This is a genomic window from Mycobacterium sp. H4Y, from assembly GCF_000364405.1.
Lineage (GTDB): Bacteria > Actinomycetota > Actinomycetes > Mycobacteriales > Mycobacteriaceae > Mycobacterium > Mycobacterium intracellulare.
This window is the reverse complement of sequence record NZ_AKIG01000002.1, coordinates 828,096-851,091: the sequence shown is the minus strand read 5'-3', so window position 1 is coordinate 851,091 and position 22,996 is coordinate 828,096. Positions and strand designations below refer to the sequence as shown.

At 68.4% G+C, this 22,996-nt stretch carries 20 protein-coding genes; 17 read left to right on the top strand and 3 right to left on the bottom strand.

Going from position 1 to position 22,996, the window contains the following annotated elements; genetic code table 11:
- The first annotated feature begins 2 nt into the window (after positions 1-2).
- The 4 genes from W7U_RS17840 (at position 3) to rplL (ending at position 2,742) form a co-directional block, all read left to right on the top strand.
- Positions 3-923 (top strand): ROK family protein, encoded by a 921-nt coding sequence (locus W7U_RS17840; protein WP_008260891.1) that lies wholly within the window; start codon positions 3-5, stop codon positions 921-923.
- 39 nt (positions 924-962) lie between these two features.
- Positions 963-1,415: an anthrone oxygenase family protein gene (locus W7U_RS17835; protein WP_008260890.1), complete on the top strand. Its 453-nt coding sequence runs from the start codon at positions 963-965 to the stop codon at positions 1,413-1,415.
- 257 nt (positions 1,416-1,672) lie between these two features.
- Positions 1,673-2,305 carry a 50S ribosomal protein L10 gene (gene rplJ, locus W7U_RS17830; protein ID WP_008260887.1) on the top strand — a complete coding sequence of 211 codons (633 nt, stop codon included), beginning with the start codon at positions 1,673-1,675 and terminating at the stop codon, positions 2,303-2,305.
- Between the two features lie 44 nt (positions 2,306-2,349).
- Positions 2,350-2,742: a 50S ribosomal protein L7/L12 gene (rplL, locus tag W7U_RS17825; protein WP_008260886.1), complete on the top strand. Its 393-nt coding sequence runs from the start codon at positions 2,350-2,352 to the stop codon at positions 2,740-2,742.
- Positions 2,743-2,791: 49 nt separating this feature from the next.
- Here the strand turns inward: rplL and W7U_RS17820 are convergent, their stop codons facing one another.
- Entirely contained in the window at positions 2,792-3,481 is a 690-nt protein-coding gene (locus tag W7U_RS17820; RefSeq protein ID WP_036429524.1) for a TetR/AcrR family transcriptional regulator, read from the bottom strand.
- Positions 3,482-3,552: 71 nt separating this feature from the next.
- On the opposite strand from W7U_RS17820, the gene W7U_RS17815 reads away from it, so the two are divergent.
- From W7U_RS17815 to W7U_RS17770, 10 genes are all read left to right on the top strand, one after another.
- A complete protein-coding gene (locus W7U_RS17815) occupies positions 3,553-5,055 on the top strand; it encodes a carotenoid oxygenase family protein (protein ID WP_008260874.1) in 1,503 nt (500 codons plus the stop codon).
- A 172-nt stretch (positions 5,056-5,227) separates the two neighbouring features.
- On the top strand, positions 5,228-6,238 hold the full coding sequence (locus W7U_RS17810) for an ATP-binding cassette domain-containing protein (RefSeq protein WP_008260873.1): 1,011 nt from the start codon (positions 5,228-5,230) through the stop codon (positions 6,236-6,238).
- A 406-nt stretch (positions 6,239-6,644) separates the two neighbouring features.
- On the top strand, positions 6,645-10,178 hold the full coding sequence (locus W7U_RS17805; protein ID WP_085976856.1) for a DNA-directed RNA polymerase subunit beta: 3,534 nt from the start codon (positions 6,645-6,647) through the stop codon (positions 10,176-10,178).
- A gap of 44 nt (positions 10,179-10,222) precedes the next feature.
- Positions 10,223-14,173, top strand: a complete 3,951-nt coding sequence (locus tag W7U_RS17800) for a DNA-directed RNA polymerase subunit beta' (RefSeq protein ID WP_008260871.1) — start codon at positions 10,223-10,225, stop codon at positions 14,171-14,173.
- Between the two features lie 158 nt (positions 14,174-14,331).
- Positions 14,332-15,087 carry a deoxyribonuclease IV gene (locus tag W7U_RS17795; RefSeq protein WP_008260869.1) on the top strand — a complete coding sequence of 252 codons (756 nt, stop codon included), beginning with the start codon at positions 14,332-14,334 and terminating at the stop codon, positions 15,085-15,087.
- A gap of 27 nt (positions 15,088-15,114) precedes the next feature.
- On the top strand, positions 15,115-15,954 hold the full coding sequence (locus tag W7U_RS17790; protein WP_008260865.1) for a PHB depolymerase family esterase: 840 nt from the start codon (positions 15,115-15,117) through the stop codon (positions 15,952-15,954).
- Between the two features lie 47 nt (positions 15,955-16,001).
- A complete protein-coding gene (locus W7U_RS17785) occupies positions 16,002-17,630 on the top strand; it encodes an acyl-CoA dehydrogenase family protein (protein WP_008260863.1) in 1,629 nt (542 codons plus the stop codon).
- 49 nt (positions 17,631-17,679) lie between these two features.
- Positions 17,680-18,618 (top strand): crotonase/enoyl-CoA hydratase family protein, encoded by a 939-nt coding sequence (locus W7U_RS17780; protein ID WP_008260861.1) that lies wholly within the window; start codon positions 17,680-17,682, stop codon positions 18,616-18,618.
- A 2-nt stretch (positions 18,619-18,620) separates the two neighbouring features.
- Positions 18,621-19,340: a PaaX family transcriptional regulator C-terminal domain-containing protein gene (locus W7U_RS17775; RefSeq protein WP_008260860.1), complete on the top strand. Its 720-nt coding sequence runs from the start codon at positions 18,621-18,623 to the stop codon at positions 19,338-19,340.
- Positions 19,337-20,104, top strand: a complete 768-nt coding sequence (locus W7U_RS17770) for a crotonase/enoyl-CoA hydratase family protein (protein WP_008260858.1) — start codon at positions 19,337-19,339, stop codon at positions 20,102-20,104. Before W7U_RS17775 ends, W7U_RS17770 begins: the two co-directional genes overlap by 4 nt.
- A 39-nt stretch (positions 20,105-20,143) precedes the next feature.
- Here the strand turns inward: W7U_RS17770 and W7U_RS17765 are convergent, their stop codons facing one another.
- Both W7U_RS17765 and W7U_RS17760 read right to left on the bottom strand, forming a co-directional pair.
- The gene (locus W7U_RS17765; protein WP_170320611.1) at positions 20,144-20,605 is read right to left on the bottom strand and encodes a DUF3060 domain-containing protein; all 462 of its coding nucleotides are present in this window, start codon (positions 20,603-20,605) and stop codon (positions 20,144-20,146) included.
- A gap of 29 nt (positions 20,606-20,634) precedes the next feature.
- Positions 20,635-21,012, bottom strand: a complete 378-nt coding sequence (locus W7U_RS17760) for a DUF3060 domain-containing protein (protein ID WP_014712398.1) — start codon at positions 21,010-21,012, stop codon at positions 20,635-20,637.
- A gap of 195 nt (positions 21,013-21,207) precedes the next feature.
- Between W7U_RS17760 and W7U_RS17755 the strand changes: the two genes are divergently transcribed.
- The 3 genes from W7U_RS17755 (at position 21,208) to rpsG (ending at position 22,965) form a co-directional block, all read left to right on the top strand.
- Complete coding sequence (locus W7U_RS17755; protein WP_008260853.1) at positions 21,208-21,852, top strand: TetR/AcrR family transcriptional regulator; 645 nt, start codon at positions 21,208-21,210, stop codon at positions 21,850-21,852.
- 268 nt (positions 21,853-22,120) lie between these two features.
- Positions 22,121-22,495, top strand: coding sequence for a 30S ribosomal protein S12 (gene rpsL, locus W7U_RS17750; protein ID WP_007767794.1), 375 nt, complete (start codon positions 22,121-22,123; stop codon positions 22,493-22,495).
- Positions 22,495-22,965, top strand: a complete 471-nt coding sequence (gene rpsG / locus W7U_RS17745) for a 30S ribosomal protein S7 (RefSeq protein WP_008260850.1) — start codon at positions 22,495-22,497, stop codon at positions 22,963-22,965. The genes rpsL and rpsG overlap by 1 nt, the downstream gene beginning before the upstream one ends.
- Positions 22,966-22,996 lie beyond the last annotated feature (31 nt).

Below are 22,996 nucleotides of genomic sequence, written 5' to 3'. Positions count from 1 at the left end.
CCATGCCAACCCTCTGCCTGGACATCGGCGGCACCAAAATCGCCGCCGCTCTGGTCGATTCGGCCGGCGCGCTGGTGCACAGCGCGATCCGCCCCACCCCGGTCACGACCGCCGCCGGCGACGTGTGGGCCGTCGTCGAGGCGATGATCGCCGACGCGGTGCGCGCGGCCGACGCCCCGATCACCGCCGTCGGCATCGCCTCGGCCGGGCCGATCGACCTGCACACCGGATCGGTCAGCCCGATCAACATCGCGGGCTGGGACCGTTTCCCGCTGCGCGACAGGGTCGCCGCCGCGGTGCCCGGGGTGCCGGTGGTGCTGGGCGGCGACGGCCTGTGTATGGCGTTGGGCGAGCACTGGATCGGGGCGGGCCGCAGCGCGGGGCCGGACGCCCGGTTCCTGCTGGGCATGGTGGTCTCCACCGGGGTGGGCGGCGGTCTGGTGCTCGACGGCGTCCCCTACGCCGGGCGCACCGGCAACGCCGGCCACGTCGGGCACATCGTCGTCGAACTGGACGGGCCGCCGTGCACGTGCGGCGGCCGCGGCTGCGTGGAGACGGTGGCGTCCGGGCCGTGGATGGTGCGCTGGGCGCGCTACAACGGGTGGGCGGCGCCGCCCGGCGCGGGCGCCAGGGACCTGGCCGTCGCGGCGGCGGCCGGAGACCCGGTGGCCCGGCGGGCCTTTCACCGATCGGCCAACGCGCTCGCCGCGATGATCGCCTCGGTCGGCGCGGTCTGCGATCTGGACCTCGTCGTGATCGGGGGAGGGGTGTCCAAATCCGGGCCGCTGCTCTTCGACCCCCTGCGGGCGAAGCTGGCCGACTACGCGGGGCTGGACTTCCTGTCCGGGCTGCGGGTGGTGCCCGGCGAGCTCGGCGGTGCGGCCGGCCTGATCGGCGCGGCCCGCCTCGCGGCCCTGGGCTGACGCGGCGCACGCCGCGCCCGGCTTTCTACGCTGACTGGCATGAACCACAGCATCGACGCGCTCGCGGTCGTGATCACCGGCCTGCTGGTGGGCGTGGAGCTGGCGGTCGCGGTGTTCTTCCACCCGCTCATCGTGCGGCTGCCCGACGACGCCTTCCGTGCGGCCCGCGTCGGCGCCGCCCGATCGCTGGGCACGACGATGCCGTTCTGGTACGCGCTGAGCCTGTTGCTGTTGGTGGCGCTGGCCATCAAGGAGCGGGGCGCGGCGCGCGACTGGCTGTACGGTGCCGCCGGCGCCCTGATGGTGTTGGTCGTGCTGCTGACGGTCACGCTGCTGGTGCCGATCAACAACCGCATCGCCAAGTGGCCGGCCGCCGGTGAGCTCTCGCGTGACCTCGCGGCCCGGTGGGATCGGCTGCACCGGCTGCGGGTGGCCCTGCTGCTGGCGGTGTTCGTCCTGCTGACCCTCGGCGTCACCCGCGCGGTCATCTGAGCCGGCGTCCGGGGTCGCCGTTTTGGCTGACCGCGCAGGCCACGCTATTGTGTTAGCCGTTCCACCGAAGACCGTCGGTCACCGAGCAATCGGTCGAAGGTCCGGGAGTATCCCGGCGGCCCACGCAGGAGGACGAGGCATGACGCCGGCTCGCGCCGGCGTGTTTGTACGCCCCGGCCGTTTCCTGCGCCGGGGCGTTCGTCGTTTTCGGGGGAATCGAGACGACACGTCGCATGACTTCACTTCAGGAGGTAGGCATGGCCAGGGCTGACAAGGCCACCGCCGTTGCGGACATCGCCGAGCAGTTCAAGGAATCGACCGCTGCCCTGGTCACCGAGTACCGCGGCCTGACGGTCGCCAACCTGGCCGAGCTGCGGCGCTCGCTGGGCGCGTCGGCCACGTACTCGGTGGCCAAGAACACGCTGGTCAAGCGTGCTGCGTCGGAAGCCGGGGTCGACGGCCTCGACGAGCTCTTCGCCGGCCCGACGGCCATCGCGTTCATCACCGGGGAGCCGGTCGACGCCGCCAAGGCCATCAAGACCTTCGCCAAGGAGCACAAGGCGCTGGTCATCAAGGGTGGCTACATGGACGGCCGCGCGCTGACGGTCGCCGAAGTCGAGCGCATCGCCGACCTCGAGTCGCGCGAGGTGCTGCTGGCCAAGCTGGCCGGCGCGATGAAGGGCAACCTCGCCAAGGCGGCCGGGCTGTTCAACGCCCCGGCGTCGCAGGTCGCCCGGCTCGCGGCCGCGTTGCAAGAGAAGAAGGCCGCAGAGGGACCGGCGGGGCCAGCAGCTTCCGAGGCCGCTGCCGAGCCCGCCGCGGAAGCCGCCCCGGAACCCGTTTCGGAAGCACCCGCCGAGCCTGCGGAAACCCCGGCCGAAGCCGAATAACAACCACCCCGGAACCTGGGAAAAACAAGGAAGGACCCACACCCATGGCAAAGATGTCTACCGACGACCTGCTCGACGCGTTCAAGGAGATGACGCTCCTGGAGCTCTCCGACTTCGTCAAGAAGTTCGAGGAGACCTTCGAGGTCACCGCGGCCGCCCCGGTCGCCGTCGCCGCGGCCGGCCCGGCCGCCGGTGGCGCGCCCGCCGAGGCCGCCGAGGAGCAGTCGGAATTCGACGTGATCCTCGAGTCCGCCGGCGACAAGAAGATCGGCGTCATCAAGGTGGTCCGCGAGATCGTCTCCGGCCTGGGCCTCAAGGAGGCCAAGGACCTGGTCGACGGCGCGCCCAAGCCGCTGCTGGAGAAGGTCGCCAAGGAGGCCGCCGACGAGGCCAAGACCAAGCTCGAGGCCGCCGGCGCCACCGTCACCGTCAAGTAAGTCACTGCGCGCAGGCCCCCGGGATCGAGGTCCCGGGGGCTTCGTGCGCTCAGCGCGCGCCCATCGCGGTCTGCAGCGACTGCGCCACCTGCTCCGGTGAATCACCAAGGGCCACAAGCAGGTTCGACGTCATCGACCCCAGCACCGGGACGACGGCCGAGCTGTCGTCGCCGTAGTAGCCGGCCAGTTCCAGCATGACGAAGCCGTGGATCAACGCCCAGAACTGCGCCGCGGTCGCCACCACGGACGCGTCGTCGACACCGTCTTTCACGGCGCCCGCGGGTTTGATGCGGCCGGCCAGCATGCACCGGTGCACCCCGCGCACCACGTGCGCGAAGCTCGGGTAGTCGCGCTCGATCGCGGCGACCGTCAGCGTCAGGACGTTGTGGGCGGGCGCGTTGATGCCGTGCGCGCTGGTGCTGCCGAACATCAGCCGATACACGTGCGGGCGCTTGATCGCGTAGCGGCGGTAGGCGGCCCCGATCATGAACAGGTCGGCGACCGGGTCGGCGGTGTGCGGCACGGTCAGCGCGGCGTCGAACTGGCGCAGGCCCTCCTCGGCCACCTCGGCGATGAGCCCCCGCATCCCGCCGAAGTGGGTGTAGACCGCCATCGTCGAGGTCCCCGCGGCGCCGGCCACCTTGCGCGTCTGCAGGGCGTCGGGGCCGTGCTCGTCGAGCAGGCCGACCGCGGCGCGCAGCATCTCCTCGCGAACGCTGCGCTGAACGTCTGAAGTCATCGTTGCCATCTTCTCATCGGGGGCGTACGGTGCCAATAACGCTGAAATAACGATGTTATAGGAGCTCAGCCATGGCGACCACGACAACCGCCAAGCCCGGCAACCCCTACCTCGAGGACTTCCTGGCGCCGGTGAGCGCGGAGGTCACCGCCACTGACCTCAAGGTCACCGGACGCATTCCCGAACACCTCGACGGGCGCTACCTGCGCAACGGGCCCAACCCCGTCGCCGAGGTGGACCCCGCCGTCTACCACTGGTTCAGCGGTGACGGCATGGTGCACGAGGTGGCGCTGCAAGGCGGGCAGGCCCGCTGGTATCGCAACCGATGGGTGCGCACCGCCCACGTCTGCGCCGCACTCGGCGAGCCGGCGCCCAGCGGGCTGAACCCGCGGGCCGGCATGCTCTCCGTCGGCCCCAACACCAACGTCCTCAGCCACGCCGGCCACACGCTCGCGCTCGTCGAGGGGGGCGGGGCGAACTACCGCCTCACCGACGAGCTGGACACCGAGGGGCCCTGCGACTTCGACGGAACCCTGTTCGGGGGATACACCGCCCATCCGCACGCCGACCCGCGGACCGGCGAATTGCACGCGGTGTCCTACTCGTTCACCCGCGGGCGCACCGTGCAGTACTCGGTCATCGACACCCAGGGCCGGGCGCGGCGCACCGTCGACATCGAGGTGGGCGGGTCGCCGATGATGCACGACTTCTCGCTGACCGACAAGTACGTGGTGATCTACGACCTGCCCGTCACGTTCGACCCCGTCCAGGTGATGCCGGCGAACGTGCCCCGTTGGCTGAGCCTGCCGGCCCGCCTGGTGATGCAGTCGCTCATCGGGCGCGTGCGGCTGCCCAGCCCGATGGCGACGGCGATCAATCGCAACCAGCGGCCGACCAGCCGGATGCCGTACCGGTGGGACGACAACTACCCGGCGCGCATCGGGGTGATGCCCCGAGAGGGCGGAAATCGGGACGTGCGCTGGTTCGACATCGAGCCCTGCTACGTCTACCACCCGCTCAACGCCTACTCCGAGATGCGCGACGGCACAGAGGTTTTGGTGCTCGACGTGGTGCGCTACGCGCGGATGTTCGACCGTGACCTGCGCGGTCCCGGCGACAGCCGGCCGACGCTGGACCGCTGGACCGTCAACCTGGCCACCGGGACGGTGACCAGCGAACGCCGTGACGATCGCCCCCAAGAATTCCCGCGCATCAACGAGGCCTTGCTGGGCGGGCCGCACCGGTATGGCTACACCATCGGCACCGAGGGCGGTTACCTGTCCGGCGGGCGATCCGAGATGTCGACCGCCGTGTACAAGCACGACTACGCGACCGGATCCGCCACCGCTGCCGATCTCGATGCGGGCCTTTTGCTCGGCGAGATGTCGTTTGTGCCCAATCCCGCACCGGGCGCCGAGGATGACGGCATCCTCATGGGGTTCGGCTATCACCGCGACCGCGACGAGGGCCAACTGGTCTTGCTGGACGCGCAGACGCTCGAGCACGTCGCCACCGTGCATCTGCCGCAGCGGGTGCCGATGGGATTCCACGGCAACTGGGCGCCCGCTGGCTAACACGTGCGTCAAATAAGTTGCGCCATCGGGGCTTCCGGCTGAGTCTGCGGACGGCCAATTTTTCCCCGCTGTGTGCCGCAACCCTGATGCCGTGTGGCAGGCGTGCGCTACAGTGACTCATGCCACACAAAAGGGCAGGTGGCAGGCATGAGTGTCGACGGAAGGATTTCCCATGGGCGTCGCAATCGAGGTGAATGGGCTCACGAAGTCCTTCGGTTCCTCGAGAATCTGGGAAGACGTGACGCTGGAAATCCCCGCCGGGGAGGTCAGCGTCCTGCTGGGGCCGTCGGGTACCGGCAAATCGGTTTTCCTGAAGTCACTGATCGGTTTGTTGCGCCCCGAGCGCGGCTCGGTCGTCATCGACGGCACCGACATCCTGCAGTGCTCGGCCAAGGAGCTCTACGAGATCCGCACGCTGTTCGGCGTGATGTTCCAGGACGGCGCGCTGTTCGGGTCGATGAACCTCTTCGACAACGCTGCCTTCCCGCTGCGCGAGCACACCAAGAAGAAGGAAGGCGAGATCCGTGACATCGTCATGGAGAAGCTGACCCTGGTCGGCCTCGGCGGCGACGAGAAGAAGTTCCCCGGTGAGATCTCCGGCGGTATGCGCAAGCGCGCCAGCCTGGCCCGCGCCCTGGTGATGGACCCGCAGATCATCCTGTGCGACGAGCCCGACTCCGGTCTGGACCCGGTCCGCACCGCCTACCTGAGCCAGCTGATCCTCGACATCAACGCCCAGATCGACGCCACGGTGCTGATCGTCACGCACAACATCAACATCGCCCGCACGGTGCCGGACAACATGGGCATGCTGTTCCGCCGCAAGCTGGTCATGTTCGGCCCCCGCGAGGTGTTGCTGACCAGCGACGAGCCGGTCGTGCGGCAGTTCCTCAACGGCCGCCGCATCGGGCCGATCGGCATGTCGGAGGAAAAGGACGAGGCGACCATGGCCGAGGAGCAGGCGGCGCTGGACGCCGGACAGCATGCGGGCGGTGTCGAGGAGATCGAGGGCGTGCCGCCGCAGATCGTCGCATCGCCCGGCATGCCGGAACGCAAGGCCGTCGCCCGCCGCCAGGCGCGGGTGCGCGAGATCCTGCACACCCTGCCCAAGACCGCTCAGACCGCCATCCTCGACGACCTCGAAGGCACCCACCGGTACCGCGCACACGAGATCGGCGAATGAGGCGCGCCCGGGCCGGCGGATTCCGTGATAACTCCGCGTAACACTCCCGGCCCGCCCTCTTGACGACGGGCCCTAAACGAGCCAGTCTGTTGGGCAGCATGTACCTGAACAGTCCGAGGGAAGTCGAGATCGCCAGCCAGCGTCGATGTCCCTGGACCCCCAGGGCTGGGAAGTTGAGGAATGCGCCGTCCTGCGCTATTGTTGGACGTTGCGCTGGCTACCTCCTGCCCACCTCACCCGCCACCTGACACCGTGGTCTAAGCCTGAGCCCCCCTACGTGGCTTAGTTCTTTAGTTGCGCGTGAGATCCGGACAGTTCGTTCGCCGGCCGAACCGACACAATTCGCGGCGAGCTGGCCGGTGGTCCCGGCCTTCGTGAGTCGCACGAGGTGCTGGAAGGATGCATCTTGGCTGATTTCCGCCAGAGCAAGACGGATCGCCCACAAAATTCCTCTAACGGAAGTTCGTCGAACGGCTCCGTGCCCGGAGCGCCCAACCGAGTTTCCTTCGCCAAGCTCCGCGAGCCCCTCGAGGTTCCGGGCCTGCTTGACGTGCAGATCGACTCCTTCGAGTGGTTGATCGGCGCGCCGCGGTGGCGCGAGGCGGCCGCCGCGCGCGGCGACGGCAAGCCGGGGGTCACCCCGGTGGGCGGCCTCGAAGAGGTGCTCTTGGAGCTCTCGCCGATCGAGGACTTCTCCGGCTCGATGTCGCTGTCGTTCTCCGACCCGCGCTTCGACGAGGTCAAGGCGCCGGTCGACGAGTGCAAAGACAAGGACATGACGTACGCGGCCCCGCTGTTCGTCACGGCCGAGTTCATCAACAACAACACCGGCGAGATCAAGAGCCAGACGGTGTTCATGGGTGACTTCCCGATGATGACCGAGAAGGGCACCTTCATCATCAACGGCACCGAGCGCGTCGTGGTCAGCCAGCTGGTCCGCTCGCCCGGTGTGTACTTCGACGAGACCATCGACAAGTCGACCGAGAAGCTGCTGCACAGCGTCAAGGTGATCCCCAGCCGGGGCGCGTGGCTGGAGTTCGACGTCGACAAGCGCGACACCGTCGGCGTGCGCATCGACCGCAAGCGCCGCCAGCCGGTCACCGTGCTGCTCAAGGCGCTGGGCTGGACCAACGAGCAGATCACCGAGCGCTTCGGCTTCTCCGAGATCATGATGTCGACGCTGGAGAAGGACAACACCGCCGGCACCGACGAGGCGCTGCTGGACATCTACCGCAAGCTGCGTCCGGGCGAGCCGCCGACCAAGGAGTCCGCGCAGACCCTGCTGGAGAACCTGTTCTTCAAGGAGAAGCGCTACGACCTGGCGCGTGTCGGCCGCTACAAGGTCAACAAGAAGCTCGGCCTGCACGCGGGCGAGCCGATCACCAGCTCGACGCTGACCGAGGAAGACGTCGTCGCCACCATCGAGTACCTGGTGCGCCTGCACCACGCCCGGACGGATGGCCAGCCCGCTGTCATGACTGTCCCCGGCGGCATCGAGGTGCCGGTGGAGACTGACGACATCGACCACTTCGGCAACCGCCGCCTGCGCACCGTCGGTGAGCTGATCCAGAATCAGATCCGGGTCGGCATGTCGCGGATGGAGCGCGTCGTCCGCGAGCGGATGACCACGCAGGACGTCGAGGCCATCACGCCGCAGACCCTGATCAACATCCGGCCGGTCGTCGCCGCGATCAAGGAGTTCTTCGGCACCAGCCAGCTGAGCCAGTTCATGGACCAGAACAACCCGCTGTCCGGTCTGACCCACAAGCGCCGCCTCTCGGCGCTGGGCCCCGGCGGTCTGTCCCGTGAGCGCGCCGGCCTGGAGGTCCGTGACGTCCACCCCTCGCACTACGGCCGGATGTGCCCGATCGAGACCCCGGAGGGTCCCAACATCGGTCTGATCGGCTCGCTGTCGGTGTACGCGCGGGTGAACCCCTTCGGGTTCATCGAGACCCCGTACCGCAAGGTGGTCGACGGTGTGGTCACCGACGAGATCCACTACCTGACCGCCGACGAGGAGGACCGCCACGTCGTGGCGCAGGCCAACTCGCCGATCGACGCCAAGGGCCGGTTCGAGGAGTCGCGCGTGCTGGTCCGCCGGAAGGCGGGCGAGGTCGAGTACGTGCCCTCGTCCGAGGTGGACTACATGGACGTCTCGCCGCGCCAGATGGTGTCGGTGGCCACCGCGATGATCCCGTTCCTCGAGCACGATGACGCCAACCGTGCCCTGATGGGCGCCAACATGCAGCGCCAGGCGGTTCCACTGGTGCGCAGCGAGGCGCCGCTGGTGGGCACCGGCATGGAGCTGCGCGCGGCGATCGACGCCGGCGACGTCGTCGTCGCGGAGAAGGCCGGGGTGATCGAGGAGGTCTCCGCCGACTACATCACCGTGATGGCCGACGACGGCACCCGGCACACCTACCGGATGCGCAAGTTCGAGCGGTCCAACCACGGCACCTGCGCCAACCAGTCGCCGATCGTCGACGCGGGCGACCGCGTCGAGGCCGGCCAGGTGATCGCCGACGGTCCGTGCACCGAGAACGGCGAGATGGCGCTGGGCAAGAACCTGCTCGTGGCGATCATGCCGTGGGAGGGCCACAACTACGAGGACGCGATCATCCTGTCCAACCGTCTGGTTGAGGAGGACGTGCTCACCTCGATCCACATCGAGGAGCACGAGATCGACGCCCGCGACACCAAGCTGGGCGCCGAGGAGATCACCCGGGACATCCCGAACGTCTCCGACGAGGTGCTGGCCGACCTCGACGAGCGCGGCATCGTGCGCATCGGCGCCGAGGTCCGCGACGGCGACATCCTGGTCGGCAAGGTGACCCCGAAGGGTGAGACCGAGCTGACCCCGGAGGAGCGGTTGCTGCGGGCGATCTTCGGCGAGAAGGCCCGCGAGGTCCGCGACACCTCGCTGAAGGTGCCGCACGGTGAGTCCGGCAAGGTCATCGGCATCCGGGTGTTCTCCCGCGAGGACGACGACGAGCTGCCGGCCGGTGTCAACGAGCTGGTGCGCGTCTACGTGGCCCAGAAGCGGAAGATCTCCGACGGCGACAAGCTGGCCGGACGGCACGGCAACAAGGGTGTGATCGGCAAGATCCTGCCCCAGGAGGACATGCCGTTCCTGCCGGACGGCACTCCGGTGGACATCATCCTGAACACCCACGGGGTGCCGCGACGGATGAACATCGGCCAGATCCTGGAGACCCACCTCGGGTGGGTCGCCAAGTCCGGCTGGAACATCGAGGGCTCACCCGATTGGGCGGTGAACCTGCCCGAGGAGCTGCGGCACGCGCAGCCGGACCAGATCGTGTCGACGCCGGTGTTCGACGGCGCCAAGGAGGAGGAGCTGGCGGGCATGCTGTCCTGCACGCTGCCCAACCGCGACGGCGAGGTCATGGTGGACGGCGACGGCAAGTCGGTGCTGTTCGACGGCCGCAGCGGCGAGCCGTTCCCGTACCCGGTGACCGTCGGCTACATGTACATCATGAAGCTGCACCACCTGGTGGACGACAAGATCCACGCCCGCTCCACCGGCCCGTACTCGATGATCACCCAGCAGCCGCTGGGCGGTAAGGCGCAGTTCGGTGGCCAGCGCTTCGGGGAGATGGAGTGCTGGGCGATGCAGGCCTACGGCGCGGCGTACACGCTGCAGGAGCTGTTGACCATCAAGTCCGACGACACCGTCGGCCGGGTCAAGGTGTACGAGGCGATCGTCAAGGGCGAGAACATCCCGGAGCCGGGTATCCCCGAGTCCTTCAAGGTGTTGCTCAAGGAACTGCAGTCGCTGTGCCTCAATGTCGAGGTGCTGTCCTCGGACGGCGCGGCGATCGAGTTGCGCGAAGGCGAGGACGAGGACCTCGAACGGGCCGCGGCGAACCTGGGAATCAACTTGTCCCGCAACGAATCCGCGTCCGTTGAGGACCTCGCCTAACCAACGTTTTCAGTTACTAAACCCGCAAGGGGAAAGGGAGTTACGTGCTCGACGTCAACTTCTTCGATGAACTCCGGATCGGTCTGGCCACCGCGGAGGACATCAGGCAATGGTCTTACGGCGAGGTCAAGAAGCCGGAGACGATCAACTACCGCACGCTGAAGCCGGAGAAGGACGGCCTGTTCTGCGAGAAGATCTTCGGACCGACTCGCGACTGGGAGTGCTACTGCGGCAAGTACAAGCGCGTCCGCTTCAAGGGCATCATCTGTGAGCGCTGCGGCGTCGAGGTGACCCGCGCCAAGGTGCGCCGCGAGCGGATGGGCCACATCGAGCTGGCCGCGCCCGTCACGCACATCTGGTACTTCAAGGGCGTGCCGTCGCGGCTGGGGTACCTGCTCGACCTGGCGCCGAAGGATCTCGAGAAGATCATCTACTTCGCCGCCTACGTCATCACCTCGGTCGACGAGGAGATGCGCCACAACGAGCTCTCGACGCTCGAGGCCGAAATGATGGTGGAGCGCAAGGCCATCGAGGACCAGCGCGACGCCGACTTGGAGGCCCGCGCCCAGAAGCTCGAGGCCGACCTGGCCGAGCTGGAGGCCGAGGGCGCGAAGGCCGACGCGCGCCGCAAGGTCCGCGACGGCGGCGAGCGCGAGATGCGCCAGCTGCGCGACCGGGCCCAGCGTGAGCTGGACCGGCTCGAGGAGATCTGGACGACCTTCACCAAGCTGGCTCCCAAGCAGCTGATCGTCGACGAGAACCTCTACCGCGAGCTGATCGACCGCTTCGGTGAGTACTTCACCGGCGCCATGGGTGCGGAGTCGATCCAGAAGCTGATCGAGAACTTCGACATCGACGCCGAGGCCGAGATCCTGCGCGACGTCATCCGGAACGGCAAGGGGCAGAAGAAACTTCGCGCCCTGAAGCGGCTCAAGGTGGTCGCCGCCTTCCAGCAGTCGGGCAACTCGCCGATGGGCATGGTGCTCGACGCCGTCCCGGTGATCCCGCCGGAACTGCGCCCGATGGTCCAGCTCGACGGTGGCCGGTTCGCCACCAGCGACCTCAACGACCTGTACCGCCGGGTGATCAACCGGAACAACCGCCTCAAGAGGCTGATCGACCTCGGCGCGCCCGAGATCATCGTCAACAACGAGAAGCGGATGTTGCAGGAGTCCGTGGACGCGTTGTTCGACAACGGCCGTCGCGGCCGCCCGGTCACCGGGCCGGGTAACCGCCCGCTGAAGTCGCTGTCCGACCTGCTCAAGGGTAAGCAGGGCCGGTTCCGTCAGAACCTGCTCGGCAAGCGTGTCGACTACTCGGGCCGCAGCGTCATCGTGGTCGGCCCGCAGCTCAAGCTGCACCAGTGCGGTCTGCCCAAGCTGATGGCGCTGGAGCTGTTCAAGCCGTTCGTGATGAAGCGGCTGGTCGACCTCAACCACGCGCAGAACATCAAGAGCGCCAAGCGCATGGTGGAGCGCCAGCGTCCCCAGGTGTGGGATGTCCTCGAAGAGGTCATCGCCGAGCACCCGGTGCTGCTGAACCGCGCGCCCACCCTGCACCGGCTGGGTATCCAGGCCTTCGAGCCGATGCTGGTGGAAGGCAAGGCAATCCAGCTGCACCCGCTGGTGTGTGAGGCGTTCAACGCCGACTTCGACGGTGACCAGATGGCGGTGCACCTGCCTTTGAGCGCCGAGGCGCAGGCCGAGGCCCGCATCCTGATGCTGTCCAGCAACAACATCCTGTCGCCCGCGTCGGGCCGTCCGCTGGCCATGCCGCGTCTGGACATGGTGACCGGGCTGTACTACCTGACCACCGAGGTCGACGGGGACAAGGGCGAATTCAAGGCGGCCGCCAAGGACGAGCCCGAGGTGGGCGTGTACTCGTCGCCGGCCGAGGCGATCATGGCGTCCGACCGTGGCGTGCTGTCGGTGCGGGCCAAGATCAAGGTGCGGCTGACCCAGCTGCGCCCGCCCGCCGAGATCGAGGCCGAGCTGTTCGGCGCGGGCGGCTGGCAGCCGGGGGACGCCTGGATGGCCGAGACCACGCTGGGCCGGGTGCTGTTCAACGAGCTGCTGCCGGTGGGCTATCCGTTCGTGAACAAGCAGATGCACAAGAAGGTGCAGGCCGCCATCATCAACGACCTGGCCGAGCGCTACCCGATGATCGTGGTCGCGCAGACCGTCGACAAGCTCAAGGACGCCGGTTTCTACTGGGCGACCCGCAGCGGTGTCACCGTGTCGATGGCCGACGTGCTCGTGCCGCCGCGCAAGAAGGAGATCCTCGACCAGTACGAGGAGCGGGCGGAAAAGGTCGAAAAGCAGTTCCAGCGTGGCGCTTTGAACCACGACGAGCGCAACGAGGCGCTGGTGGAGATCTGGAAGGAAGCCACCGACGAGGTCGGTCAGGCGCTGCGTGAGCACTACCCGGCCGACAACCCGATCATCACGATCGTCGACTCGGGTGCCACGGGTAACTTCACCCAGACCCGGACGCTGGCCGGCATGAAGGGTCTGGTGACCAACCCCAAGGGTGAGTTCATCCCGCGTCCGGTCAAGTCGTCGTTCCGCGAGGGCCTGACCGTGCTGGAGTACTTCATCAACACCCACGGCGCCCGAAAGGGCTTGGCGGACACCGCGTTGCGTACCGCCGACTCCGGGTACCTGACCCGTCGTCTGGTGGACGTGAGCCAGGACGTCATCGTCCGGGAGCATGACTGCGAGACCGAGCGGGGCATCGTCGTCGAGCTGGCCGAGCGTCAGCCCGACGGCACCCTGATCCGCGACCCGTACATCGAAACCTCGGCGTACGCACGGACTTTGGGCACCGACGCGGTCGACGAGGCTGGCAAGGTCGTCGTCGCGCGCGGCGAGGACCTGGGTGACCCGGAGATCGAGGCCCTGCTGGCGGCCGGCATCACGCAGGTCAAGGTGCGCTCGGTGCTGACGTGCACCACCGGCACCGGGGTGTGCGCGACCTGTTACGGGCGGTCCATGGCCACCGGAAAGCTGGTCGACATCGGCGAGGCCGTCGGTATCGTCGCCGCCCAGTCCATCGGTGAGCCCGGCACCCAGCTGACCATGCGGACGTTCCACCAGGGTGGTGTCGGTGAGGACATCACCGGCGGTCTGCCCCGGGTCCAGGAGCTGTTCGAGGCCCGCATCCCGCGCGGCAAGGCGCCGATCGCCGACGTCACCGGGCGGGTCCGCCTCGAGGAGGGCGAGCGCTTCTACAAGATCACCATCGTTCCCGACGACGGGAGCGAGGAGGTCGTGTACGACAAGCTCTCCAAGCGGCAGCGGCTGCGCGTGTTCAAGCACGAAGACGGTTCCGAGCGGGTGCTCTCCGACAACGACCACGTCGAGGTGGGCCAGCAGCTGATGGAAGGCTCGGCCGACCCGCACGAGGTGCTGCGCGTGCAGGGCCCCCGCGAGGTGCAGATCCACCTGGTCCGCGAGGTCCAGGAGGTCTACCGCGCGCAGGGTGTGTCGATCCACGACAAGCACATCGAGGTGATCGTTCGCCAGATGCTGCGCCGCGTCACCATCATCGACTCGGGCTCGACGGAGTTTTTGCCCGGCTCGCTGATCGACCGCGCGGAGTTCGAGGCGGAGAACCGCCGGGTGGTGGCCGAGGGCGGCGAGCCCGCCGCCGGCCGTCCGGTGCTGATGGGTATCACGAAGGCGAGCCTCGCCACCGACTCGTGGCTGAGCGCGGCGTCGTTCCAGGAGACCACGCGAGTGCTGACCGATGCGGCGATCAACTGCCGCAGCGACAAGCTCAACGGTCTGAAGGAGAACGTGATCATCGGAAAGCTGATCCCGGCCGGTACCGGCATCAACCGCTACCGCAACATCCAGGTGCAGCCGACCGAGGAGGCCCGGGCCGCCGCGTACACGATCCCGTCCTACGAGGATCAGTACTACAGCCCGGACTTCGGCCAGGCCACCGGCGCCGCGGTTCCGTTGGACGACTACGGCTACAGCGACTACCGGTAGTTTCTGCGACAACGACAAAGCCCCGGGTTTCGCCCGGGGCTTTGTCGTTGCGTGGGACGCCGAGCCGGTCGGGTGTGCGGCCAGCCGCACGTTCGGACTCGGGTGTGCGGCCAGCCGCACTCTCGCCGCCGTCAGGACCCCTCACTACACTGGCCACCGTGCTCATCGGTTCGCATGTCCACCAGGATGACCCGCTGGCCGCCGCGCAGGCCGACGGCGCCGACGTCGTCCAGTTCTTCCTCGGCAACCCGCAGAGCTGGAAGAAGCCCAAGCCGCGTGACGACGCCGAGGCGCTCAAGGCGTCGACCATCCCGCTCTACATCCACGCGCCCTACCTGATCAACGTGGCCTCGGCCAACAACCGGGTCCGCATCCCGTCGCGCAAGATCCTGCAGGACACCTGCGACGCGGCCGCGGCGATCAGCGCGACGGCGGTGATCGTGCACGGCGGCCACGCCGACGACAACGACATGGACGCCGGCTTCGAACGGTGGGTCAAGGCCCTGGACTACCTGGAAACGGACGTGCCGGTCTACCTGGAGAACACCGCCGGCGGCGACCACGCGATGGCCCGCCACTTCGACACCATCGGCCGGCTGTGGGATCACATCGGCGACAAGGGAATTGGGTTCTGCCTGGACACCTGCCACGCCTGGGCCGCCGGCGAGCAGCTGATCGACGCGGTCGACCGCATCAAGGCGCTGACCGGCCGCATCGACCTGGTGCACTGCAACGACTCGAGGGACGCGGCGGGCTCCGGCGCCGACCGGCACGCCAACTTCGGCACCGGCCAGATCGATCCCGAGCTGCTCGCCGCGGTGGTCAAGGCCGCCGACGCCCCGGTGATCTGCGAAACCGCCGACGAGGGCCGCAAGGACGACATCGCGTTCCTGCGGGAGAAAACGGGCGGCTGAGCGCGGGCCAGCGCTTACCTTTGATCCATGCTGCGCCGGCTGGCCACGATCTCGGGTGTCGTCCTGGTGCTCGCGGGCTGCTTCCCCGGAGTCGCCAACGCGCCGACGGGCTTCGTGACCGGCACCAGCGTCCACCACCTCAAGGTCGGCGATCTCGATCGCAGCTATCGGCTGTACAAGCCCGCGGGAGTGGCGGCCTCGGCCCCGCTCGTGGTCATGATGCACGGCGTGTCGGGAAGCGCCAGGGAAGCCGAAAAGGACTACCACTGGGACGGTTTGGCCGATTCGGGCAAGTTCGTCGTCGCCTACCCTGACGGCCTCGACCACGCCTGGAACGTCGACGGCCAAACCTGCTGCGGCCGGTCCGGACGAGAGGGCGTGGATGACGTCGGTTTCATCAGCGCGGCCGTCGCCGACATCGCCAAGAACGTCGGCATCGACACCGCGAAGGTCTATGCCACCGGCATGAGCAACGGCGGCATCATGTCCTACACGCTGGCCTGCACCACGGAGATCTTCGCCGCGATCGGTCCGGTCGCGGGCACCCAGCTGAACTCCTGCCGCACGCCGCATCCGATGTCGGTCATGCACATTCACGGCACCGCGGACGAGCTGGTGCCCTACGGCGGCGGACCGGGCTACAGCGTGATCAACGGCCCGCCCGTGCCGAACGTGAATGCCTTCTGGCGCAACGTCGATCAGTGCGGCGCCCCGTCGGCCACCACCGACGGCCCGATCACCACCTCGACCGCGGGATGCGCCGAGGGTCGCGGGGTCGTGCTCATCACGGTCGACCACGGCGACCACGAGTGGCCCGACTTCGCGACGCGAGAACTGTGGGACTTCTTCGCCGCGCACCCGCGCTGATCATTACAGCTCTTGTGCAACTGTCGGAAAAATGTAACATTGATCCCATGTCGGACACCCATGTCGTCACCAACCAGGTCCCGCCCCTGGAAGACCACAACCCCGCCACCTCGGCGGTGCTCATCGAGGCCCTGATTCGCGAGGGAGGGCAGTGGGGCCTGGACGAGGTGAACGAGGTCGGCGCCCTGTCGGCCAGCCGCGAGGCGCAGCGCTGGGGCGAGCTCGCCGATCGCAACCGGCCCATCCTGCACACCCACGACCGCAACGGTCACCGGATCGACGAGGTCGAATACGACCCGGCGTACCACGAGCTGATGCGCGCGGCGATCGAACACGGCATGCACGCCGCGCCCTGGGCCGACGAGCGGCCGGGTGCGCACGTCGTGCGGGCCGCCAAGACCTCGGTGTGGACGGTCGAACCGGGGCACGTCTGCCCGATTTCGATGACGTATGCCGTGGTGCCCGCGCTGCGCTACAACCCCGAGCTGGCCCAGGTCTACGAGCCGCTGCTGACCTCCCGCGAATACGACCCGGAACTCCGGCCGGCCACCGCCAAGCCCGGCATCACGGCGGGCATGTCGATGACCGAGAAGCAGGGCGGCTCCGACGTGCGCGCCGGCACCACGCAGGCCACCCCCAACGCCGACGGCACCTACAGCCTGACGGGCCACAAGTGGTTCACCTCGGCGCCGATGTGTGACATCTTCCTGGTGCTCGCGCAGGCGCCCGGAGGGTTGTCGTGCTTCATGCTGCCGCGCGTGCTGCCCGACGGCACCCGCAACCGGATGTTTTTGCAGCGTCTCAAGGACAAGCTCGGCAACCACGCCAACGCCTCGAGCGAGGTCGAGTACGACGGCGCGATCGCGTGGCTGGTGGGCGAGGAGGGCCGCGGCGTGCCGACCATCATCGAGATGGTCAACCTCACCCGGCTGGACTGCACGCTGGGCAGCGCCACCAGCATGCGCACCGGTTTGACCCGCGCGATCTACCACGCCCAGCACCGAAAGGCGTTTGGCGCCTATCTCATTGACCAGCCGCTGATGCGCAACGTGCTGGCCGATTTGGCCGTGGAGGCGGAGGCGGCCACCATGGTCGCGATGCGGATGGCCGGCGCCACCGACAAGGCGGTGCGCGGCGACGAGACCGAGGCGCTGCTGCGCCGGATCGGCCTGGCCGCCAGCAAGTACTGGGTGTGCAAGCGCTCGACCCCGCACGCCGCCGAAGCCCTGGAATGCCTGGGCGGCAACGGCTATGTGGAGGACTCCGGCATGCCGCGGCTGTACCGGGAGGCGCCGCTGATGGGCATCTGGGAGGGTTCGGGCAACGTCAGCGCGCTGGATACGTTGCGCGCCATGGCGACTCGTCCCGAATGCGTCGAGGTGCTGTTCGACGAAATCGCCGAGAGCGCGGGCCAGGACCCGCGCCTGGGCAACCATGTCGCGCGGCTGCGCGCCGACCTGGCCAACCTGGAGTCCATCGCCTACCGCGGCCGCAAGGTCGCCGAGGACATCTGCCTGGCGCTGCAGGGCTCGCTGCTGGTGCGCCACGGGCACCCCGCCGTCGCCGAGGCGTTCCTGACGACCCGGCTCGACCGCCGGTGGGGCGGCGCGTTCGGCACCATGCCCGACGGGCTCGACCTCGCGCCGATTCTCGAGCGTGCTCTAGTAAAGGGATGACGCCCGCCGGCGACGATGCAGAGCGCAGCGATGAGGAGGAGTGGCGCTCATGACTCACGCGATCAGGCCGGTCGACTTCGACAACCTGAAGACGATGACCTATGAGGTCACCGACCGGGTCGCCCGGATCACGTTCAACCGGCCGGAGAAGGGCAACGCGATCGTCGCGGACACGCCGCTGGAGCTCTCGGCGCTGGTGGAGCGCGCCGACCTCGACCCGAATGTGCACGTCATCCTGGTGTCCGGTCGCGGCGAGGGCTTCTGCGCCGGATTCGACCTGAGCGCCTACGCCGACCGCACCGGGTCGGCCGGCGGCACCGGCGCGTACGCGGGCACCGTGCTGGACGGAAAGACCCAGGCGGTCAACCATCTGGCGGATCAGCCGTGGGACCCGATGATCGATTACCAGATGATGAGCCGCTTCGTCCGGGGCTTTTCCAGCCTCATGCACGCCGACAAGCCCACGGTGGTCAAGATCCACGGCTACTGCGTGGCCGGGGGTACCGATATCGCGCTGCACGCCGACCAGGTGATCGCCGCCGCCGACGCCAAGATCGGCTACCCGCCCACCCGGGTGTGGGGCGTGCCGGCGGCCGGCCTGTGGGCGCACCGGCTCGGCGACGCGCGCGCGAAAAGGCTGCTGTTCACCGGCGATTGCATCACCGGCGCTCAGGCCGCCGAGTGGGGATGGGCGGTCGAGGCGCCGGATCCGGCGGATCTCGACGAGCGCACCGAGCGGCTGGTCGAGCGGATCGCCGCGGTGCCGGTCAATCAGCTGATCATGGTCAAGCTCGCGCTGAATTCCGCCCTGCTGCAACAGGGTGTGGCCACCAGCAGAATGGTCAGCACGGTGTTCGACGGTGTCGCCCGGCACACGCCCGAGGGCCACGCGTTCGTCGCCGACGCGGTCGAGCACGGATTCCGTGAGGCGGTGCGGCATCGCGACGAACCCTTCGGCGACCACGGCCGCCGGGCGTCCGGAGTGTAGCCATGCCGGACCTGACGGCGCGGTCGGTGGTGCTCAGCGTGCTGCTCGGCGCCCACCCGGCGCGCGCCCGCGCCAGCGAACTGGTCAGGCTCACTTCCGATTTCGGCATCAAGGAGTCGACGCTGCGAGTGGCGCTGACCCGGATGGTCGGCGCGGGCGACCTGGTCCGCAACGCCGACGGCTACCAACTCTCGGATCGCCTGCTCGCCCGCCAGCGGCGCCAGGACGATGCCATCGACCCGCGCGTGCGTCCCTGGCGCGGGGAGTGGGTCACCCTGGTCGTGACCAGCGTGGGAGACGACGCACGCACCCGGGCCGCGCTGCGAAACGCCATGCACGACAAGCGTTTTGGTGAGCTGCGCGAGGGGGTGTGGATGCGCCCCGACAACCTCGACGCGGAGCTCGGCCCCGACGTAAAGGCCAGGGTCCGGGTGCTGCGGGCGCGCGACGACGACCCCGCCGAGCTGGCCGCGCAGCTGTGGGACCTGCCCGCCTGGGCGCGGGCCGGGCACCGGTTGCTCGACGACATGGCCGCCGCGCCGGACATTCCCGGCCGTTTCGTGGTGGCCGCCGCGACCGTCCGGCACCTGCTCACCGACCCGGTCCTGCCCGACGAACTCCTGCCGGCCGACTGGCCCGGGGCCCGGCTGCGGGCGGCCTACCATGACTTCGCCGCTGAGCTGCTGCGGCGGCGCGAACCACTATGTGCGGAGGCGAGATGAGCGATCCGGTGCGCGTCGAGCGCAACGGCCGGGTGATCACCGTGATCATCGACCGGCCGGGGGCGCGCAACGCGGTCAACGGCCCGACGGCCGCCGCGCTGTATGCGGCGTTCGAGGAGTTCGACCGCGACGACACCGCGTCGGTCGCCGTGCTGTGGGGCGACGGCGGAACATTCTGCGCCGGAGCCGATTTGAAGGCGTTCGGCACACCGGACGCCAACGCCGTGCACCGGAGTGGCCCGGGCCCGATGGGCCCGACGCGGATGGTGCTGTCCAAGCCCGTCATCGCCGCGGTCAGCGGCTACGCCGTCGCCGGCGGCCTCGAGTTGGCCATCTGGTGTGATCTGCGGGTGGTCGAGGAGGACGCCGTGTTCGGGGTGTTCTGCCGGCGCTGGGGCGTTCCCCTGATCGATGGGGGCACCGTGCGGCTGCCGCGCCTGATCGGCCACAGCCGCGCGATGGACATGATCCTCACCGGCCGCGCCGTGGCCGCCGACGAAGCCCAGGCCATCGGGCTGGCGAACCGAGTGGTCCCCAAGGGCCAATCGCGCCGGGCCGCAGAGGAATTGGCGGCACAACTGTCGGCACTGCCGCAGCAGTGCCTGCGCTCGGACCGGCTCTCGGCGCTACACCAATGGGGGGCAACGGAATCCGAGGCGCTCGACTTCGAATTCGCCAGCATCTCCCGGGTGGCCGCGGAGGCGAACGAAGGGGCCGGGCGGTTCGCCGCCGGCGCGGGGCGTCACGGCGCGGCCGCCGATTGAGGGCGAGTTCGCCGCCGATCAAGGCCGGTGAGCCGCCGGTCAGCTGCCCTTGTTGATCGTGTTGTCCGAGCCGAGGTTGTCGACCTTGGGATCGCCGTCTTTGTAGGTGATGGTGTTGTTCATCCCGAGCACGGTGATGCGCTTCTCGACCTTGTCGAGGGTGATCTTGTTGTTGGTGCCGCCGATGTTCACCGTCGAGCAGCTGCCGGTGACGGTCAGGGTGTTGTCCGAACCGGCCACGTTCAACGACTTGCCGGTGGCGCAGTCGAGGTTGGTGGTGGTGCCCATCGACCCGTAGTTCACCGTGTTGCCGATCTCGAGGGACGCGGTGGTGCTCGCTCCGCTCGATCCCGTCGTCGGCGCGGCGCCGGCACTCGTCGTCGGGCTGCTCTTCGTCGTGGTGGTGGTGGAGGAGCCCGCCGGCGGATTGGCCGTCGAGCTGCAGCCGGCCAGCACCAGGATCGCGGCGGCCGGTGCCAGGGCGAAGGTGTGCACACGCATCGTTGTTTGATTCCCCTCGGTATGGTGCCTCAGCCCGGCACCTGCTGGAGCCGGTTGGTCATGCCCAGTTCGCGGCCCCGGTCCCACAGGAACGGCTGACCGCCCTTGTAGAGCACGGTCTGGTCGTGGCCGTACACCGTGATGTCGTGCGAAACCGAGTCGGCGATAACGACATTCGACGAACCCATCACCGTCACGGCGTAACAGTTGCCCAGCGCGGTGACCGTCAGGAACGAGCCGTTGACCAGCAGCGTGGCGTCGTTGCAGTCGACCGTCTGCTCCATGTCCTCCCCGATGACATGGGTGTCGCCGTTCTTGGCCTGCGCAAGCCCCGGCACGGCCGCGAAACCGGCCACGATCGCGACGGCGCACGTGGCCAACGACCCGGCGACAGTTGTCCACTTCACTGCGGGCCCCCTCTTGGACGGGTCGTCTGCTCGAATGAGCCAAGCATGACATTACGTGCATTCGCCCGCCCGATGGCAGATTTTCTTTGGTTCGCCGGGAGCTCATGCGCCTCCGGGGAGATTAATGTCTGACCGGGCGTCAACTAGAGTCATTAGTTAACCGCAACCCGTTCCCGCGATCGAAGGGCGACCGCCATGGCAGCTCAACCGGAATCGCCGTCGGCGGCCGGGCGCCAACGCGCGGGACGGCCCGGTTCGCGCCCGACCAAGCTCAGCCGGGAAGGGATCATCGACGGCGCGCTGACGTTCCTGGACCGCGAGGGCTGGGACGCCCTGACCATCAACGCGCTGGCGACGCAGTTGGGCACCAAGGGGCCGTCGCTGTACAACCACGTGGACAGCCTGGAGGATTTGCGCCGGGCGGTCCGGATCCGGGTGATCGACGACATCATCATGATGCTCAACCGGGTGGGCGAGGGCCGCGCCCGCGACGACGCGGTGCTCGTCATGGCCGGCGCGTACCGCAGCTACGCCCACCACCACCCGGGGCGCTACTCGGCCTTCACCCGGATGCCGCTGGGTGGCGAAGACGCCGAGTACGCGGCGGCGACCCGCAGCGCGGCCGCCCCGGTGATCGCCGTGCTGTCCTCCTACGGGCTCGACGGCGCCGAAGCCTTCCACGCCGCGCTGGAGTTCTGGTCCGCGATGCACGGCTTCGTGTTGCTCGAGATGACCGGCGTCATGGACGACATCGACACCGACGTGTTGTTCTCCGACATGGTGCTGCGCCTGGCGGCGGGTCTGGAACGGCGCACCGCCCACGACGGCGCCAGGGGCTAGGCCCCGTTGCGATCCCCGCTGGTCCGCCGCTTTGACCTGCGAGACCGGCGGCGGGTATTGTGGTTCCTCGTGCCTGGCGGCTTACGGCGCCTAACCGTAAGGAAGTGAATGCCGGGCGAATTCGCGTGTCCACCATGCATCGGGCTTACGTCCGGTGCGCAGCGCATGCGACACACCCGGCCGCGGGGTGAAGCGGACGGTCATAACTGCAGTACACAGACTTGAAGACGCCAGAAATATGCCGAACACGAACAGAGAAAGCCGGTAGATGCCAACCATTCAGCAGCTGGTCCGCAAGGGTCGCCGGGACAAGGTCGCCAAGGTCAAGACCGCGGCCCTCAAGGGCAGCCCGCAGCGCCGTGGCGTATGCACCCGCGTGTACACCACCACTCCGAAGAAGCCGAACTCCGCTCTTCGGAAGGTCGCCCGCGTGAAGCTGACGAGCCAGGTTGAGGTGACGGCCTACATCCCAGGCGAGGGACACAACCTGCAGGAGCACTCGATGGTGCTGGTGCGTGGTGGCCGGGTGAAGGACCTGCCCGGTGTCCGGTACAAGATCATCCGCGGTTCGCTCGACACCCAGGGCGTCAAGAACCGCAAGCAGGCTCGCAGCCGTTACGGCGCCAAGAAGGAGAAGAGCTGATGCCGCGCAAGGGGCCCGCGCCGAAGCGCCCGTTGGTCAACGACCCGGTCTACGGGTCGCAGCTGGTCACCCAGCTGGTGAACAAAGTCCTGCTGCAGGGGAAGAAATCGCTCGCCGAGCGCATTGTTTATGGTGCGCTCGAACAAGCCCGGGACAAGACGGGCACCGATCCCGTGATCACGCTCAAGCGTGCTCTCGACAACGTCAAGCCCGCCCTGGAGGTGCGCAGCCGCCGCGTCGGTGGTGCCACCTATCAGGTGCCGGTCGAGGTGCGTCCGGATCGGTCCACCACGCTGGCACTGCGCTGGCTGGTCAGCTTCTCGCGGCAACGCCGGGAGAAGACCATGGTCGAGCGCCTGGCAAACGAGATCCTGGATGCCAGCAACGGCCTGGGTGCCGCCGTCAAGCGACGCGAGGACACCCACAAGATGGCCGAGGCCAACCGCGCCTTCGCGCACTACCGCTGGTAGGTCTATGCGGCCCGCGCGCCGGGGCGCTGGC